The sequence below is a fragment of the Micromonospora sp. RB23 genome (assembly GCF_053585025.1).
Genome location: NZ_CM132111.1, coordinates 5,775,177 through 5,789,923 on the forward strand (window position 1 = coordinate 5,775,177; position 14,747 = coordinate 5,789,923).

Genomic DNA, 14,747 nt, shown 5'->3' on the forward strand with positions numbered 1-14,747 from the left:
TCCTTCCATGTCGTCGTGGTGCGAGAGTGCCGAACGGCCGGGGTGTTTCAACCGGCCTGGAGGTTGTCGGCGACCTCGCGGGCGAGGTTGGTCAGCGCCTCGTCGGCCAACTGGTCCGGGTCGGTACCCGAGCCGTCGGTCAGGTCGAGCTGGATCCGCGCGCCGCCGGAGTCGGCCGGATCCACCCGGATCTCGGCTGCCCAGTCGGCGTCGCCCCAGCGGGCCCGCAGCTCCTCCCCGCTGACCTCGGCGGGAGGGCTCCCGTCGTTGCGCAGTGGCGCGGGCAACCAGGCCGAGGCTCGGGCCGGGTCGGTGGCCGTGTTGAAGACCACCTCGGGTGGCGCGGACATGCCGCGCACGGCTCGCGCCGCCATCAGGCGTCCCGCAGACGGCTCGGGTCGACCTCCCGGCCTGGGTGGCGGGCCAGGTACTCGGTCTCCAGCTCCGCGGTACGGCGCAGATGGTTCGCGAGCGCGGAGTCCGCCGCGTGCCGCAGCGTGTCCAGCCGCGTGCGGTGCAGGCTGTGCATCTCGCGGATCAGGTCGTCGTCGGTCAGCTCCGTCGGGTCGACGCCGACCGCGTCACCGTCGAATTCGGCGCCGACCGCGTCGCCGTCGAGTTCGGCGCCCCCCGGGTCGGCGAGGTGGTCGCCGCTCCACTCGGTCACCCGCTGCTCCGGGCTCATCTCCGTACCGCCGCTGGACGCAAAGCCGTCCTCGCGTACCGATCCGGTCATCATCGCCCCCCTGGTCTCGTTTGGGCTGGCGTCTAGACGGATGCCCACACCGGGTGACGCCAAACCATCCCTTCCGCGCGCCAACTACGACGCCGCGTCGGAGACGGTCGCCGTTCCCGGTACCCTCGACGCCATGAGGTGGCTCTGGACCCCGGCGTGGATCGCACGTCACGTGGCCATGGTCGTGCTGGTGGGGAGCTTCCTCGGGCTGGGCTGGTGGCAGATCAGCCGGGCCACCGCCGGCAACAACCTCAGCTGGGGGTACGCCGTCGAGTGGCCGATCTTCGCCGGCTTCGTGGTGTACGTCTGGTGGCGCGAGGTGCGCCTGGCCCGCCGTGCCGCGCAGGGCGCCGCCGAGCCACCCGCGGACCCGGCCGTCGAGCCGGCGCCGGCAGCGACCGCCGGATCCCGACCGGGGGTACGCCGACCGGTGCGGGTGACGAGGACGCCGGTCGACGTGACGCCCGGTGACGACGCGGCCCTGGCCGCGTACAACGACTACCTGTCATGGTTGAACGCCAATCCGGGCGCCCGGCCCGGTGACTATCCCGGCTGAGCCGGGCCTGAAGAAGGACGGACGAAGTGGGCGCAGCCCTTACCCGGTACCGCGTGATCGCCTGGATCGTGGGCGTGGTGCTGATCCTGTTGGTCGTGATCGGCATGCCGCTGAAGTACGTGTTCGACAACGCGGCGGTGGTGGAGACGGTCGGCCCGGCGCACGGCTTCCTCTACATGATCTACCTGGTGGCCGCGTTCGATCTGAGCCGCCGGGCCGACTGGCCGCTGAAGCGGATGCTCCTGGTGATGCTGGCCGGCACCGTGCCGTTCGTCTCGTTCTACGCCGAGCGTCGCGTCACCGCCTGGCTCGACCGGCCCGCCACCCGTACGCCGGAGCCGGTCGCCGGCTGAATCCGACGCCGCTGCCGGCCGGGACCGTCAGCGGTTCGGCCGCCAGGGGTCGGTGGAGGCGAGCGGGTCGACCCAACCGCCGTACCGGTTGACCTCCCGGGCGCGCAGCAGCGCCCGGGTCACCTGGCCGAACTGCCGCTCGTCGTCGGCGCTGAAGAGCAGCACCTCCGCGCCCCGGTGCCACCCCCACAGCTCGTACGGTGGTGGCCGCCACCGGTCACCGACGAGGGCGAGCGTGGCCGGCAGCAGGAGCACCGCTCCGAGGATGAGGTACGCCCCGGCGGTCAACCGCTGTAGGCCGCCGCTGAAGCCGAGGAGCAGGCCCACCACGCCGATCATGGAGGCGGTGACCACGACGGCCCGGACGGCGATCCGGTCGTGCGGGCCTCGGGTGGTACGCAGGTGGGTCAGGTCGGGGATGCGGTAGCTGGTGCGGCCGACGGTGAACCGGTCGACGGTGACGATGATGCCGGGTCGCGCGTAGAGCAGCGTGGACCTGGCACCGGGCACCGTTCGCTGCGGTCGCGTCGTTGCGCCTTCACGATTCACGGATCCTCCCGCGGGTGCGGTCTGTCGGGTCGGGTCCGTGACCACCGGCGTGAGTGTCCGGTGACGGGATTCCCGGCCCCGGGCTCCATTGTGTTCGGGCGCTGCCACTCGACCTGGGCATTTACCGGGAGCGGACCGCCCACCCGTGCGGGCGACATCGCCATGAAACGGCAGCCATTTCATCTTTTATCGGGTATGGCGCGCTGTTAACCGCCGGCATGTGTCCCGAACGACGAAAGTCGCATATCGGTCAAATAACCATTAAAGGGAGCACGGCGGCCTTCACTCCCGTGTCGGTGGCCCCGCACATGCTGTCGTTCCGCAGCGGCACTTCCCGCCACTTGGTCAACATTCACCCCTGCTTCAACTGCGCAGCACAACCGTCCCGGGTTAGGTTGGGCGAGCCGGTCCGGTCCAGTGCCGTCCACCCGGACGACCCCGGCCGGTGTCGCCGAGGGCGTCAGCAGCCCCGTCGGCGGCCGTGGGAGAGGAGCCTCTCGCTCTTGTCATCCCTGAGAACCCTGCTGCGTTCCGTGGCGCTGGTCGGCCTGACGGCCGCCCTGATCGCCCCGACGGCGGCGGCGTACGCCGAGCCGTCCCCCGCCGACCTGACCCGCCGGATCGAGACGTCCTCGGCCGAGTTGGAGCGGGTCGTGGAGTCGTACAACAAGCTCACGGAGGACATGAAGGTCAACAAAGCCGCGGTGGCCCGATTACAGGCCCGTATCGGCCCGCTCGAACAGCAGGCGGAGCAGAGCCGAGCGGACGTCGCCGCACTGGCCAACAGCGCGTACAAGAGCGGTGGCCTGCGTACCGCCGACGCGCTGCTGCGACCCGGCGGCTCCACCGCCCTGCTGGACCGGCTCGGAACCCTGGACCAGTTGACCCGCCAGCGCCAGGAGCGCATCTCCGGCTTCACCGACACCCAGCGGCGGCTCCTCGACGAGAAGAAGCGGCTGGACGCGACGGTGGCCCGACAGACCGCGCAGGCCCGCGAGCTGGCGGCGGGCAGGACGCGCATCGAGAAGGACCTGGCCGAGCTGTACGAGCTGCGCCGACAGGCGTACGGGGCGGCGACCGAGCGGCCCGCGCCCAAAGCGGCGCAGGCCGAGGCCCGCAACGTGCCGGCGGTCGCCGGAGATGCCGGCGCGGCGGTTCGCTACGCCTTCGGGGCGATCGGCAAACCGTACGTCTGGGCGGGCGAGGGACCGGGCGGCTACGACTGCTCCGGCCTCACCCTGGCGGCCTGGCGGGCGGCCGGACGGTCGCTGCCGCACAGCGCCCGGATGCAGTGGGGCGCCGTCGCGCACATCGGCCGGGGTGACCTGCGCCCGGGAGACCTCGTCTTCTACAGCGGCCTCGGGCACGTCGCGCTCTACGTGGGCGACGGACAGGTGATCGACGCGCCGAGCGCCGGTCGTAACGTGCTCAAGCGCGGCATGAACATGATGTCGATCCACGGCTACGGCCGGGTCCGCTAGCTCAACCGGATACGGCGAACGGCCGGCGTCCCCCTATCGGACGCCGGCCGTTCGCCGTCATTACTACCAGGTCAGGCTGCCTGCAGCCCCTCGGCCCGGGCCAGCTCGCGGAGCCGACCGAGGGCCTGGATCTCGAGCTGCCGGATCCGCTCGCGGGACAGCGAGAAGCGGGACGCGACCTCGGTGAGCGAGTGCTCGCGGCCGTCCTCCAGCCCGTAGCGGGCCCGCATGATGCCCGCCGACCGGTCGTCGAGGTGGTTGAGCAACCCCTCGATGCGCTGCCGTTCCAGACCGCTGAGGACGATGTCCTCCGGGGACGGCGCGTCGCTGTCGGCGACGAGGTCACCGAGGTTGGTGTCGCCGTCGTCCCCGACCGGGGTGTCCAGCGAGACCGTGTCCTGCGACCAGCGACGCAGCTCGTTGACCCGCTCGACGGTGACGCCGAGCGACGCCGCGATCTGCTCCGGCTCCGGGTCGCTGCCCAGCTCACGGGTGAGCTGCCGGGTCACGTTGCGCATCCGGTTGACGTCCTCCACCAGGTGCACCGGCAGCCGGACGGTGCGCTCCTGCTGGGCGATCGCCCGGCTGATGGCCTGGCGGATCCACCAGGTGGCGTAGGTGGAGAACTTGTAGCCACGCTCGTAGTCGAACTTCTCGACCGCCCGGACGAGGCCGGTGTTGCCCTCCTGGATCAGGTCCAGCATGGGCATCCCCGAGCGCACGTAGCGACGCGCGATCGACACGACCAGTCGCAGGTTGGCGCGGATGAAGAGGTCCTTCGCGCGCTCGCCCTCGGCGACCAGCCGATCCAGGTCGGCCCGGTCGACACCGTCGGGAACGGCATCCTCGCCGAGCAGGTGCTCGGCGTAGAGGCCCGCCTCGATCGCCTTGGAGAGATCGACCTCCTTGGCGGCGTCCAGCAGTGGCGTCCGGGAGATCTCGTGCAGGTAGACGCCGACCAGGTCACGCTCCTCGGCGACCTCGTCGGTACGCATGCCGATGTTCTTGTCCACGTTGCCCACGGTCCCCTCGCTCGCGCCGGTTGCCCGGTTCCTTGCCATTCCCCACGTCCGGTCAGCCCCTGGTAACTTCTGCTGTGCCCACCGGTGCTGACACCTACACAACAGATGAGACGTGTCGGGTGTTCCATTTCGTGAGTCGAAAGTGTCACGAATGCCTGAGTAGTTGCTGAGAGCACGGTCCATGTTTGCTGTCAGCACCCGTCGGGTGGCGCGCCGCTGGGCACCTCGAACAGGCTGGTGGGTCGACGAATCACCGATCGCCCGCACCATAGGCAACACCGCCCGCCGCGCTGGCACAGCGACCCGGGTCACCACCGTGGTGCGATCCTGGTCACTGCCAGATACGCAACGCTGGGCCGGTCGGTTCATCCACGAGGGTGTTATTACCCTCCGCCCCGACTAACAATCCGGAGCCCCGTTCGCTTCCCGGGTGGTCGGACTCAGGAGGCGAGCAGTGCGAGGGCGCCGCGTACCTGGTCGGCGGAGCGGGCGAGGGCGGCCCGCGCGGCGGCCACCTCGACGCCGGAGACGAGTGTGACGAGGGCGGTCTTCAGGTCGCCGTCGGCCTCGCCGAGGGCCCGCCGGGAGACCTCCTCGGAGCACCCTGTCGCCTCGACCAGGATCGAGATCATTCGGCCCCGGAGCTTGGCGTTGGTGGCAACCATATCGATCATGAGGTTCGAGTAGACCCGCCCCAGGCGTACCATGACGGCGGTCGAGAACGCGTTCAGCACCAACTTCTGCGCCGTGCCCGCCTTCATCCGGGTCGACCCGGTGACCACCTCCGGTCCGGTGTCCACCCCGATGAACACGTCGACCGACCGGGCAGCCTCCGCCTCCGGATTGGCGCAGAGCAGCACGGTCGAGGCGTCCGTGGCGCGGGACGCGGCGAGCGCCCCGAGGACGTACGGGGTGCGTCCGCTGGCGGCCAGACCGACCACGAGGTCACCGGCACGCACACATCCGGCAGCTTCGAGCGCGCCGCCGGGTTCGTCGTCCTCGGCGTCCTCCACGGCGCGCACCATGGCGTCCGGGCCGCCGGCGAGGTGGGCGCAGAACCAGTCCCGGGGCGAGTTGAAGGTGGGCGCCAGTTCGGCCGCGTCGAGCACGCCCAGCCGGCCGGAGGTGCCGGCCCCGAAGTAGTGCACCCGGTGGCCGCCGCGCAGCGCCGCGACGGCCAGGTCGACCGTGGCGGCTATCTCGTCGAGCACGGCGGCGACCGCCGCCGGCACCCGACGGTCGGCGTCGTTGATCACCGTGAGGACGTCCCGGGTGGACATCAGGTCCAGGTCGACGCTGAGCGGGTTGCGCCGTTCGGTGGGCGCGCCCACCCGGACCGTCGGGCGGGTGGGGGGTGCTGTCAGGTCCTTGTGCGGCTCCACCGAGCCGGGCGTCATGCCCGCCTCCGGCTCGCGCCCACCCGGTGCGACTGGACCGCCTCGGCGGTCGCCTCGAGGGCCTTGCGGGCGCGGGACCGGTTGCGCGCGGCCACCCCGACGAAAAGGCAGTCGACGACGGTGAGCTGCGCCAACCGGCTGGCCGTGGCGCCCGAGCGGTAGGTTGTCTCGCGGGCCGCGGTCGTCAGGACGAAGTCGGCGACCTCGGTGATCGGCGAGCGCGGGAAGTTGGTCAGCGCCACCGTGATCGCGCCACGGGTCCGGGCCTGCTCCAGCACCTCGATCACGTCCGAGGTGGTGCCGGTGTGCGAGATGCCGATCGCCACGTCGCCGCGACCGAGCAGGGCGGCCGAGGTCAGCGCGGTGTGCACGTCCGGGAAGTAGAACGCGATGCGGCCGATGCGGTGCAGCTTCTGCTGGAAGTCCGAGGCGACGAAACCACTGGCCCCGGCGCCGTAGATGTCGATCCGACCGGCGGCGGCGATCGCCTCGACGACCTGCTCGCAGACGGCCGGGTCGAGCTGTTCGGCGGTCTCCTCGACGGCCCGTGCGTCGTTGAACGCGATGGTGGCGATGATCTGGGCGAGATCGGCGCCGGGCGGGATGTCACCGCCGACGACCCGGGCGTCCGGAGGTTCGACGCGACGGGCGGCCTCGGCGGCGAGCCGGATCCGCAACTGCGGGTAGCCGTCCATCCCGACCGACCGGCAGAACCGGATGACGGTCGCCTCGGATGTCTCCGCTGCCGTGGCGAGGTCGGTGATGGTCCTCCGGGCGGCGGCGGCCGGGTCGGACACGACCAGTCGGGCGACCCGCTGCTCGGCGGGCGACAGCGATGGCAGAAGCCCGCTGATGTGGACGATCAGCCCACCGGGCTCGTGACTCGCAGAAATCTTCGGACTCTTCGCCACGGGTGAAACTTACTTTCACGACGCGTGAGCGTCAACCATCACCGTATGTGGTGGGAAAGTGTCGAGGATCCGGATCACGCCTTTCGCACAGCCTGCCACGTGCCCAGGATCGCCGCCTCATCCGCCGGGTCGAGTCCACCCTGCGGTACGTCGCCCGGGTAGGCACTCATCCAGGAGGCCGTCGCCCGAACGGTGTCACCCAGCGGACGGATCGTCAGCCCGGCATCCAGCGCCGGGCGGGCGTCCCGGTCCATCAGGCCGGCCAACTCCGGCAGCCGTACCCACAGTGGCAGCGCGCGCTCCCCCGACCACTCGCGTACGTCGTGGGCCAGCAGGAAGTCCTGGTCGACCCAGGTGAGGTGCGGATCGTGACCGCCCAGCGCGGTCGCGACGCCCGTGAGCAGGTCGGACCGGGACATGGCCGGACCGACGCCGTCGTACGTGCCGACGAGGCCGGTGTCGGCGGCGTGCAGCAGCCAGGCAGCCAGGTCGGCGACGTCCACGAACTGCACCCGGTCGGTCGGCCGCCCCGGCGCGAGGACCTCGCCGCCGCGCGCCAGTCGTCGCACCCAGTACGGGAAGCGGTCGCTGGGGTCCTCGGCGCCGACGATCAGCCCCGGCCGACAGATGAACGACCGGTCCGCACCCATCCGCTCCCGGACCAGGCCCTCGATGCTGACCTTGCACTCGCCGTACCAGCGGTGCTCGGGGCCGACGGGCGCGTCCACGTCCGGCGGGGCCGGCGGGAGCAGCGGGGCGTCCACTGCGGTCTGACCCGGGGTGGCGTTGTCCGCGTACACCGAGACCGTCGAGACGAACGACCAGTGACCCACGTGGTCGGCCAGCGCGGCGAGCGCGTGTCGGGCGTGGCTGACCTGGCGGGTCACGTCCACCACCGCGTCGAAACCCTGACCGACGAGCGGCGACAGCGCCGCCGGGTCGTCCCGGTCCACCGACACCAGTCGCACGCCCTCCGGTACGGCGCCCGACACGCCCCGCGCTGCACAGGTCACCTCATGGCCCCGCGCGACGGCGAGCTGAGCCAGAGCCCGGCCGAGAAAACGGGTACCGCCGAGAACAAGAATCCGCGCCATGGCCCGATCCTGCGCCGCCCCGCCCCGGAAAACCCAATCCATCTGCTCTCGGCAGACAACCTCGACCTTCGGCTCGTGGATCATGAAGTTGTCGGCGCGACACGCCGACCCGGAGGGCAACAACTTCATGATCGACGAGGTGGGACATCCGGGATGGGTGGGCGGGTTTAGCGTTTGGGCATGGTGGGGCGGAGCGTGGTGGTCACCGGTGGGACCGGCGGGTTGGGCGGTGCGGTCGTCTCCTCGTTCGTCGAGGCGGGCTGGCGGGTGGTCGTACCGCGAAGGGGTGGGCCCGCCGGGTCGGAGCCGGCGGCGGACGGGTTGGTCCGGCTCGACGCGGACCTGGCCGAACCGGCGGACGTGGCGCGGGTGGTCGAGACCGCCGCGGCCGACCCGGCCGCGCCGCTGCGGGCGGTGGTGAACCTGGTCGGCGGGTACGCGAGCGGCGGCCTGGTGCACGAGACGCCGGTCGAGGAGTTCGAGCGGATGCTGAGCGTCAATCTGCGCCCCACGTACCTGGTCACGCAGGCCGCGCTGCCGCACCTCGTGGCGGCCGGAGGTGGCGCGGTGGTGTGCGTCTCCGCCCGGGCGGCGGTCAGCCCGTTCGCCGGGGCGGCCGGTTACGTCACGGCCAAGGCGGCGGTGCTGGCCTTCGCCAACGCCGTCGCGGTGGAGTACCGCTCGCGCGGGGTCCGCTGCAACACCGTGCTGCCCAGCGTCATCGACACCCCGGCGAACCGGGCCGCGCAGCCCGACGCCGACCACTCCCGCTGGGTCAGCCCGGCCGAGATCGCGCCGGTGATCCGCTTCCTGGCCTCGCCGGACTCGGCGCCGACCAGCGGAGCCACCGTCCCGGTCTACGGACGCGCCTGAACCAGCAGCGGTACGTCGCCGGGCCCGGCCCGCTTCGGCGTGGGCGGCGTCCCGGTGGACGGCCGCGCCGGACCGGGTCGGATGTCCGACGGCAGCCAGGACGACAGGTGGGCCTGGATCTGCTCGGTCACCTCCTCGGCCGGGCGGCCCGCGTCGACGAGCACGAAGCTCGGGTACTCGGGCAGGGTCCGGTAGGCGGTGTCCGCCGCGGTCAGCCAGCCCATCGACTCGTGGTCGGTGCCGCGCTCCTCGATGCGCCGGTACGCCTCCGCCGGGTCGACGGCGAGCAGGAAGGTCACCTGCGGCGTCGGGAACAGCCGGTAGCCGGCCCGGGCGAGTCGTTCCCACCGGTGCCCGCCGTGGGCGCGGATGCTGGCGTACTGGCAGGCCGAGTAGCGGTCCATGACGGCCGTCCGGCCGGTGAGCAGGCAACTGAGCAGGGCCGCGGCGATGGCCAACCAGCGCAGCACGGACTCCACCGCGAGGACGCCGTCGCGCCCGACGAGTCGTTGCGCGTCCGGCAGGCCGAGACGGTGGGCGAGCCGGCCGAGCCAGCGACGCCCGCTGGCGTTGCGGCGGTACGTGGCGGGGCGGCCGGCGGCGTTGAGCGCGTCAGCCAACCGGTGCGCCTGCGTGGTCTTGCCCGAGCCGTCGATGCCGATCAGAGCGACGGTGCGCAACCGGGCCTTGCGGCGTCGCGTCCCCGATGGTCTGGCCACCCTCCACAGGCTATCCGACCGATGCCCGCCTCCTGCGATCTTTGTTCCCGTTTGTTCCGGTTGGCACCCGACCGCGACCAGAGCAGGTGTGGGCGACCGGAATGCCGGGTACCGGAGTTCGAATCCAACCGCCTGTCCACCAACACGACCGACGGGAGTTCCAGATGGCTGAGCGCGGGGACGAGAGTCTGGTGCACACCCTGAAGAAGGTCGCCGCCGTGCTCAAGCAGTCCGAGATCCCGTTCGCCCTGGGCGGCAGCTTCGCCGTGTACGCCCACGGCGGCCACTCCAGCGACCACGACGTCGACTTCCTGATCCGCGAGGCCGACGTCGAACGATCGCTGGAGGCGCTGGTGGCCGCCGGCTTCCGTGCCGAGCGACCGCCGGAGGACTGGCTCGTCAAGGTCTTCGACGAGGAGCGGATGGTGGACCTGATCCACCGGCCGATCGAGACGCCGGTGACCGAGGAGACGTTCGCCGACACCGTCGTACGGCCGGTGGACGCCATCCACATGCCGGTTCTGTCCGCCACCCAGCTCATGGTGCACAAGCTGCTCAGCTTCTCCCAGCACTACTGCGACTTCGCCCGCGGGCTGCCGCTGGCCCGGTCGCTGCGGGAGCAGATCGACTGGGAACGGGTACGCAAGGAGACGCAGCACTCGCCGTACGCCGAGGCGTTCCTGGTGTTGCTGGACCGGCTGGAGGTGGTGCCGGAGCCCGGCGCCCCGGCAGGAGGGGAGAAACCGTGACGAACGATCAGGCCGGTGGCGCGGCGCCACCCGACGAGTACGTCGAAGCGGAGATCCAACGGTCGCTCACCGAGGATCCGGCCGTCGCCGAACAGGGGATCACCGTCGTCCGGCGCGACGACGTCCTCGTGCTCCACGGCGAGGTGGAGAGCCCGCACCGGCGGGAGGAGATCCTGCGTCTCGTGTCGGAGCGTTTCCCGGACGTGCCGATCACCAGCGACATCGGGGTGATCCGCGTCGAGGCGCCCACGGAGATCGAGCAACTGCCCTGAGGGAGGTTTCATGGTGATCCGGATCGCCGCCGTGGGCGACGTGCATCTGGACGAGGACGTGGTCGGCCGGTTCCGCCCGGCGTTGGAGGAGCTGCCGGAGTGCGCCGACGTGCTGCTGCTGGCCGGCGACCTGACCCGGCACGGCACCGAGGCCGAGGCCCGCTGCGTGGCGCAGGAGTTCGGTGGACTGGCCGTACCGGTGGTCACCGTGCTGGGCAACCACGACCACCAGTGTGATCAGGTGCCACAGGTCGTGAAGGTGCTCGAGGACGCGGGCATCACCGTGCTGGAGGGCGACGGCGTCGTCCTGGACTGCGCGGGCGGCCGGCTGGGCGTCGCCGGGGTCAAGGGCTTCGGCGGGGGGTTCGCCGGCCGGTGCGCGAGCGACTTCGGCGAGCCGGAGATGAAGGCGTTCGTCCGGACCACCAACGAGAGCGCGGACCGCCTGGGCGCGGCCCTGCGCTCGCTGGACTGCGACATGCTGGTCGCGCTCACGCACTACGCCCCGGTCCCCGACACGCTGGTCGGCGAGCCGCTGGAGATCTACCCGTTCCTGGGGTCGTACCAGTTGGGGCAGGCGATCGACTCCGCGCCGACCGCCCTGGCCCTGCACGGGCACGCGCACGCCGGCACCGAGCGCGGAATGACCCCGGGAGGGGTACGCGTCCGCAACGTGGCGCACCCCGTGATCAAGCAGGCGTACAGCGTCTTTCATGTCGGGGATCAACTCGACACGGACCAGGTTTCTCCGGTCGGAGGGTCGGGTATTCAGAGGTCATGGAGCTGATTCTCTACATTCTCGCAGTCGTACTCGTGGTCGCCGGCATCCTCGCGCTGTTCCGCCGGCAGATCCTGTGGGGCATCGTCCTCATCGTCGTCGGGCTGCTCGTCGGCCCGGGTGGTGTCAGCATCTTCAACAATTGACGCTCACACCTCATAACACCGTCATAACGGACACCGGGACCCGTCGGGGTCGCCGCGACCGGAGCTTCGTCCTCCCGACAGAAGCACCGGCCGCAGCGGCCCCGGCGCTTTTTTCTGGGGTTTGACCGGGGCGTTTCGCGGAAATATCTCGACCATGGAGGTATCTCGCCGGGCACGCCCCATCTCCGGCCGACGCTCGCGCTGGGCGCTCGCCGCGTTCGCGGCGGCGGTCTTCGTCGCCGCCGCCATCGGCGGGCTGGGAGTGCAGGGCACCTCCGACGAGTACGCGAGCCTGCGCCAGCCGGATTGGGCGCCGCCGTCATGGCTCTTCGGCCCGGTCTGGACGGTCCTCTACGCGCTGATCGCGGTCGCCGGCTGGCTGGTCTGGCGACGGGTCGGCTTCTCCCCCGCCCTGTGGGCGTGGACCGCGCAACTCGTGCTCAACGCCATCTGGACGCCGCTGTTCTTCGGCGCGGGCCGGTACGGGTTGGCGTTCGCCGAGATCGTGGTGATGTGGCTGGCGATCGGCCTCACCGTGGTGCTCTTCGCCCGGGTGTCCCGGGTCGCGGCGGCGCTGCTGCTGCCGTACTGGGCGTGGGTCACGTTCGCCGCCGCGCTGAACCTGTCGATCTGGCGTCTCAACGCCTGACCGCCCGACCGGTCTCCGGCGGGTGTCCCCGCCGGAGACCAGCGGGGGTCAGCAGCGGGGCACGTTCGGGATGTAGCCGTCGTAACCGGTGTAGACGTACGCGTCGGCAATGTAGCGGCCGCTGCCGATGCGGTCCCAGATCGAACTGGTGCCGTAGGTGCCGGTGACGGTGGTGCCACTGGTCTGGCAGGCGATGGTCACCCGGGTGCCGTCGGCGACGGTACCCACCGAGGCGTACCCCGTGCCGGGGCCGGAGCGGACGGTCAGCGGCGTGCCGCTGGTGTCGACCGTGCCGTTGCCGCTGCCCGAGGAGCACCCATTGCCGCTGGTGTAGGTCTTGGTGCCCCAGTAGAGGGCCAGGGTGCCGTTGAACCGGACCTGGATGTCGTTGCCGTTGAGGCGCTGCTCGTAGTGCAGGTGCGGACCGGTGGATCCGCCGGTGCTGCCGACCCAGCCGATCACCTTGCCGTACCCGACGGTCTGCCCGACCGAGACGTTGAAGCCGTTGAGGTGGGCGTAGTAGGTCGTGTAACCGCCGCCGTGGTCGATGCGGACGTACTTGCCGTAGCTGGTGCCGCCGAGGTCGGTGACCCGGTCGACAGTGCCGGGCGCGCTCGCCACCACCGGGTCGCCGAGGTCGTCGGTGCGGTTGAAGTCGACGGCGTACGCCGGGCTGTGGTCCGACCGGGTCTGCCCCGACCAGGACTGGCCGCACGGGAACGGCACCTTGAAGGTCGGCGCGGCCAACGCCGGGCTCGCCGGCGCGAGGGCCCCTCCCACCAGCAGGCCCGTCACCAGCAGGCTGATCCACCGCTTGCGCATGCAGCTCCTCCTATGTTCAAAACTTTCGATGAGGTGGCTCCAGCCTGACAGATATCGCCAATCTTCGAAAGAGCCCGGCGCGATGCCTGAAAAGCGCGTCCAGCCGGCGGAGACGAGGTTTCGGGATTGTTACTCGCTCGTGTCTGACAGGGGGTGGACCAGACCCGATGCAAGCGCTTACATGTGTGGCACGCCCAATCGGACCGGCGCGGGTCACCAGCGGAGACCACGCCGGCTAGGAAGGAGGACGGCATGGCGGTCTTTACCAGACCACGCCAGGCCTTCGTGATCGCCGGTGTACTCGGGCTGGCGTTCAGCGCCACCGCTTGCGGTACCGGCAATGACAAGAAGAGCGACAAAGCAGGATCTGCCGAGTGTGCCCCGTACGAGAAGTACCAGGGCAACGACGGCAAGAAGGTCTCCATCTACGCGTCCATCCGTGACGCCGAGGCCGACCTGCTGGAGCGGTCCTGGTCGCAGTTCACCGACTGCACCGGCATCGAGATCGCCTACGAGGGCAGCGGCGAGTTCGAGGCGCAGCTCCCCGTCCGGGTCGACGGCGGCAACGCCCCCGACATCGCCTTCGTGCCCCAGCCGGGCCTCGTGAAGCGGTTCGCGGACGCCGGCAAGCTGAAGTCCCTCAGCGCCGACACCAAGGCACTGGCCGAGCAGAACATGCCGGCCGACTGGCTGAAGTACGGCACCGTCAACGGAACGCTCTACGGCGTGCCGCTCGGCGCCAACGTCAAGTCCTTCGTCTGGTACTCCCCCAAGACCTTCAAGGAGAAGGGCTGGGAGGTTCCGACCACCTGGGACCAGCTCATCGCGCTCAGCGACAAGATCGCCGCGAGCGGCATGAAGCCGTGGTGCGCGGGCGTCGAGTCCGGTGACGCCACCGGCTGGCCGGCCACCGACTGGATCGAGGACGTGATCCTGCGGACGCAGGGTCCCGAGGTCTACGACCAGTGGACCACCCACGCCATCCCGTTCAACGACCCGCGGATCGTCGACGCGGTCGACCGCGCCGGCAGCATCCTCAAGAACGAGAAGTACGTCAACGGCGGCTTCGGCGGCGTCAAGAGCATCACCACCACCGCCTTCCAGGAGGCGGGTCTGCCGGTGACCACCGGCAAGTGCGCGATGCACCGGCAGGCGTCGTTCTACGCCAACCAGTTCCCCGAGGGCACCAAGGTGGCCGCGGACGGTGACGCGTTCGCGTTCTACTTCCCGGCCATCGACCCGGCCAAGGGCAAGCCGGTCCTCGGCGCTGGCGAGTTCGTCGTCGCGTACGCCGACCGTCCCGAGGTGCAGGCGGTGCAGACGTACCTCGCCTCCGCCGAGTACGTGAACAGCCGCGCGAAGCTCGGCAACTGGGTCACGGCGAACAACAAGCTGGACATCGCCAACGTGGCCAGCCCGATCGACAAGCTGTCCGTCCAGATCCTCCAGGACAAGACGGGCACCTTCCGCTTCGACGGATCCGACCTGATGCCGGCCGCCGTCGGCGCGGGAACGTTCTGGAAGGGCATGGTCGACTGGCTGAACGGCAAGCAGACCGCCCCGGTGCTCCAGGGCATCGAGAGCAGCTGGCCGAAGTGATCACGGCGGTGGCCCGGTTCGCGTGCGCGGACCGGGCCACC

General features: G+C 70.7%; 19 protein-coding genes. 10 read left to right on the forward strand and 9 right to left on the reverse strand.

Features of this window, described 5'->3' with window-relative positions; translation table 11 throughout:
• Positions 1–47: 47 nt before the first annotated feature.
• Positions 48–374 (reverse strand): hypothetical protein, encoded by a 327-nt coding sequence (locus ACTFTM_RS26245; protein WP_449563079.1) that lies wholly within the window; start codon positions 372–374, stop codon positions 48–50.
• Entirely contained in the window at positions 374–739 is a 366-nt protein-coding gene (locus ACTFTM_RS26250) for a DUF6158 family protein (protein WP_449563080.1), read from the reverse strand. The genes ACTFTM_RS26245 and ACTFTM_RS26250 overlap by 1 nt, the downstream gene beginning before the upstream one ends.
• 130 nt (positions 740–869) lie before the next feature.
• Between ACTFTM_RS26250 and ACTFTM_RS26255 the strand changes: the two genes are divergently transcribed.
• Both ACTFTM_RS26255 and ACTFTM_RS26260 read left to right on the forward strand, forming a co-directional pair.
• The gene (locus tag ACTFTM_RS26255; protein WP_449563081.1) at positions 870–1,292 is read left to right on the forward strand and encodes a hypothetical protein; all 423 of its coding nucleotides are present in this window, start codon (positions 870–872) and stop codon (positions 1,290–1,292) included.
• A 26-nt stretch (positions 1,293–1,318) separates the two neighbouring features.
• Complete coding sequence (locus tag ACTFTM_RS26260; protein ID WP_449563082.1) at positions 1,319–1,645, forward strand: DUF3817 domain-containing protein; 327 nt, start codon at positions 1,319–1,321, stop codon at positions 1,643–1,645.
• 27 nt (positions 1,646–1,672) lie between these two features.
• Here ACTFTM_RS26260 and ACTFTM_RS26265 read toward each other — a convergent pair whose 3' ends face one another.
• Positions 1,673–2,155 carry a DUF6232 family protein gene (locus ACTFTM_RS26265; protein ID WP_449563083.1) on the reverse strand — a complete coding sequence of 161 codons (483 nt, stop codon included), beginning with the start codon at positions 2,153–2,155 and terminating at the stop codon, positions 1,673–1,675.
• Between the two features lie 542 nt (positions 2,156–2,697).
• Between ACTFTM_RS26265 and ACTFTM_RS26270 the strand changes: the two genes are divergently transcribed.
• The gene (locus tag ACTFTM_RS26270) at positions 2,698–3,675 is read left to right on the forward strand and encodes an NlpC/P60 family protein (RefSeq protein ID WP_449563084.1); all 978 of its coding nucleotides are present in this window, start codon (positions 2,698–2,700) and stop codon (positions 3,673–3,675) included.
• 71 nt (positions 3,676–3,746) lie between these two features.
• Here ACTFTM_RS26270 and ACTFTM_RS26275 read toward each other — a convergent pair whose 3' ends face one another.
• The 4 genes from ACTFTM_RS26275 to ACTFTM_RS26290 all read right to left on the reverse strand — a co-directional run bounded on the left by ACTFTM_RS26275 (position 3,747) and on the right by ACTFTM_RS26290 (position 8,099).
• A complete protein-coding gene (locus ACTFTM_RS26275) occupies positions 3,747–4,736 on the reverse strand; it encodes a sigma-70 family RNA polymerase sigma factor (protein WP_355052221.1) in 990 nt (329 codons plus the stop codon).
• A gap of 401 nt (positions 4,737–5,137) precedes the next feature.
• Positions 5,138–6,094 (reverse strand): N-acetylmuramic acid 6-phosphate etherase, encoded by a 957-nt coding sequence (locus ACTFTM_RS26280; RefSeq protein WP_449563085.1) that lies wholly within the window; start codon positions 6,092–6,094, stop codon positions 5,138–5,140.
• Positions 6,091–7,005 carry a MurR/RpiR family transcriptional regulator gene (locus ACTFTM_RS26285; RefSeq protein ID WP_449563086.1) on the reverse strand — a complete coding sequence of 305 codons (915 nt, stop codon included), beginning with the start codon at positions 7,003–7,005 and terminating at the stop codon, positions 6,091–6,093. The genes ACTFTM_RS26280 and ACTFTM_RS26285 overlap by 4 nt, the downstream gene beginning before the upstream one ends.
• Before the next feature lie 74 nt (positions 7,006–7,079).
• Positions 7,080–8,099 carry an NAD-dependent epimerase/dehydratase family protein gene (locus ACTFTM_RS26290; RefSeq protein ID WP_449563087.1) on the reverse strand — a complete coding sequence of 340 codons (1,020 nt, stop codon included), beginning with the start codon at positions 8,097–8,099 and terminating at the stop codon, positions 7,080–7,082.
• 180 nt (positions 8,100–8,279) lie between these two features.
• On the opposite strand from ACTFTM_RS26290, the gene ACTFTM_RS26295 reads away from it, so the two are divergent.
• The gene (locus tag ACTFTM_RS26295; RefSeq protein WP_449563088.1) at positions 8,280–8,972 is read left to right on the forward strand and encodes an SDR family NAD(P)-dependent oxidoreductase; all 693 of its coding nucleotides are present in this window, start codon (positions 8,280–8,282) and stop codon (positions 8,970–8,972) included.
• Here ACTFTM_RS26295 and ACTFTM_RS26300 read toward each other — a convergent pair.
• Positions 8,957–9,691 carry a dTMP kinase gene (locus tag ACTFTM_RS26300; RefSeq protein ID WP_449563089.1) on the reverse strand — a complete coding sequence of 245 codons (735 nt, stop codon included), beginning with the start codon at positions 9,689–9,691 and terminating at the stop codon, positions 8,957–8,959. The two genes, ACTFTM_RS26295 and ACTFTM_RS26300, sit on opposite strands and share 16 nt — an antisense overlap.
• 101 nt (positions 9,692–9,792) lie before the next feature.
• On the opposite strand from ACTFTM_RS26300, the gene ACTFTM_RS26305 reads away from it, so the two are divergent.
• The 5 genes from ACTFTM_RS26305 (at position 9,793) to ACTFTM_RS26325 (ending at position 12,285) form a co-directional block, all read left to right on the forward strand.
• Positions 9,793–10,440 (forward strand): nucleotidyltransferase, encoded by a 648-nt coding sequence (locus ACTFTM_RS26305; protein ID WP_449563090.1) that lies wholly within the window; start codon positions 9,793–9,795, stop codon positions 10,438–10,440.
• A complete protein-coding gene (locus ACTFTM_RS26310; RefSeq protein ID WP_449563091.1) occupies positions 10,437–10,712 on the forward strand; it encodes a hypothetical protein in 276 nt (91 codons plus the stop codon). Before ACTFTM_RS26305 ends, ACTFTM_RS26310 begins: the two co-directional genes overlap by 4 nt.
• A 10-nt stretch (positions 10,713–10,722) precedes the next feature.
• Positions 10,723–11,499: a metallophosphoesterase family protein gene (locus ACTFTM_RS26315; protein ID WP_449563092.1), complete on the forward strand. Its 777-nt coding sequence runs from the start codon at positions 10,723–10,725 to the stop codon at positions 11,497–11,499.
• Positions 11,490–11,636: a GPGG-motif small membrane protein gene (locus tag ACTFTM_RS26320; RefSeq protein ID WP_449563093.1), complete on the forward strand. Its 147-nt coding sequence runs from the start codon at positions 11,490–11,492 to the stop codon at positions 11,634–11,636. The genes ACTFTM_RS26315 and ACTFTM_RS26320 overlap by 10 nt, the downstream gene beginning before the upstream one ends.
• Positions 11,637–11,790: 154 nt before the next feature.
• The gene (locus ACTFTM_RS26325; protein WP_449563094.1) at positions 11,791–12,285 is read left to right on the forward strand and encodes a TspO/MBR family protein; all 495 of its coding nucleotides are present in this window, start codon (positions 11,791–11,793) and stop codon (positions 12,283–12,285) included.
• A gap of 48 nt (positions 12,286–12,333) precedes the next feature.
• On the opposite strand, the gene ACTFTM_RS26330 is transcribed toward ACTFTM_RS26325, so the two are convergent.
• Positions 12,334–13,107, reverse strand: coding sequence for a peptidoglycan DD-metalloendopeptidase family protein (locus ACTFTM_RS26330; protein ID WP_449563095.1), 774 nt, complete (start codon positions 13,105–13,107; stop codon positions 12,334–12,336).
• A 252-nt stretch (positions 13,108–13,359) separates the two neighbouring features.
• On the opposite strand from ACTFTM_RS26330, the gene ACTFTM_RS26335 reads away from it, so the two are divergent.
• Positions 13,360–14,706: an ABC transporter substrate-binding protein gene (locus tag ACTFTM_RS26335; protein WP_449563096.1), complete on the forward strand. Its 1,347-nt coding sequence runs from the start codon at positions 13,360–13,362 to the stop codon at positions 14,704–14,706.
• Positions 14,707–14,747: the final 41 nt, after the last annotated feature.

Bases quoted from the DNA above. Each gene is read 5' to 3' on its own strand.
- ACTFTM_RS26295 (WP_449563088.1), top strand. From the start codon at position 8,280: ATGGTGGGGCGGAGCGTGGTGGTCACCGGTGGGACCGGCGGGTTGGGC.
- ACTFTM_RS26250 (WP_449563080.1), bottom strand. From the start codon at position 739: ATGATGACCGGATCGGTACGCGAGGACGGCTTTGCGTCCAGCGGCGGT.
- ACTFTM_RS26255 (WP_449563081.1), top strand. From the start codon at position 870: ATGAGGTGGCTCTGGACCCCGGCGTGGATCGCACGTCACGTGGCCATG.
- ACTFTM_RS26325 (WP_449563094.1), top strand. From the start codon at position 11,791: ATGGAGGTATCTCGCCGGGCACGCCCCATCTCCGGCCGACGCTCGCGC.
- ACTFTM_RS26305 (WP_449563090.1), top strand. From the start codon at position 9,793: ATGCCGGGTACCGGAGTTCGAATCCAACCGCCTGTCCACCAACACGAC.
- ACTFTM_RS26290 (WP_449563087.1), bottom strand. From the start codon at position 8,099: ATGGCGCGGATTCTTGTTCTCGGCGGTACCCGTTTTCTCGGCCGGGCT.
- ACTFTM_RS26320 (WP_449563093.1), top strand. From the start codon at position 11,490: ATGGAGCTGATTCTCTACATTCTCGCAGTCGTACTCGTGGTCGCCGGC.
- ACTFTM_RS26280 (WP_449563085.1), bottom strand. From the start codon at position 6,094: ATGACGCCCGGCTCGGTGGAGCCGCACAAGGACCTGACAGCACCCCCC.
- ACTFTM_RS26335 (WP_449563096.1), top strand. From the start codon at position 13,360: ATGGCGGTCTTTACCAGACCACGCCAGGCCTTCGTGATCGCCGGTGTA.
- ACTFTM_RS26315 (WP_449563092.1), top strand. From the start codon at position 10,723: ATGGTGATCCGGATCGCCGCCGTGGGCGACGTGCATCTGGACGAGGAC.
- ACTFTM_RS26275 (WP_355052221.1), bottom strand. From the start codon at position 4,736: ATGGCAAGGAACCGGGCAACCGGCGCGAGCGAGGGGACCGTGGGCAAC.
- ACTFTM_RS26245 (WP_449563079.1), bottom strand. From the start codon at position 374: ATGGCGGCGCGAGCCGTGCGCGGCATGTCCGCGCCACCCGAGGTGGTC.
- ACTFTM_RS26330 (WP_449563095.1), bottom strand. From the start codon at position 13,107: ATGCGCAAGCGGTGGATCAGCCTGCTGGTGACGGGCCTGCTGGTGGGA.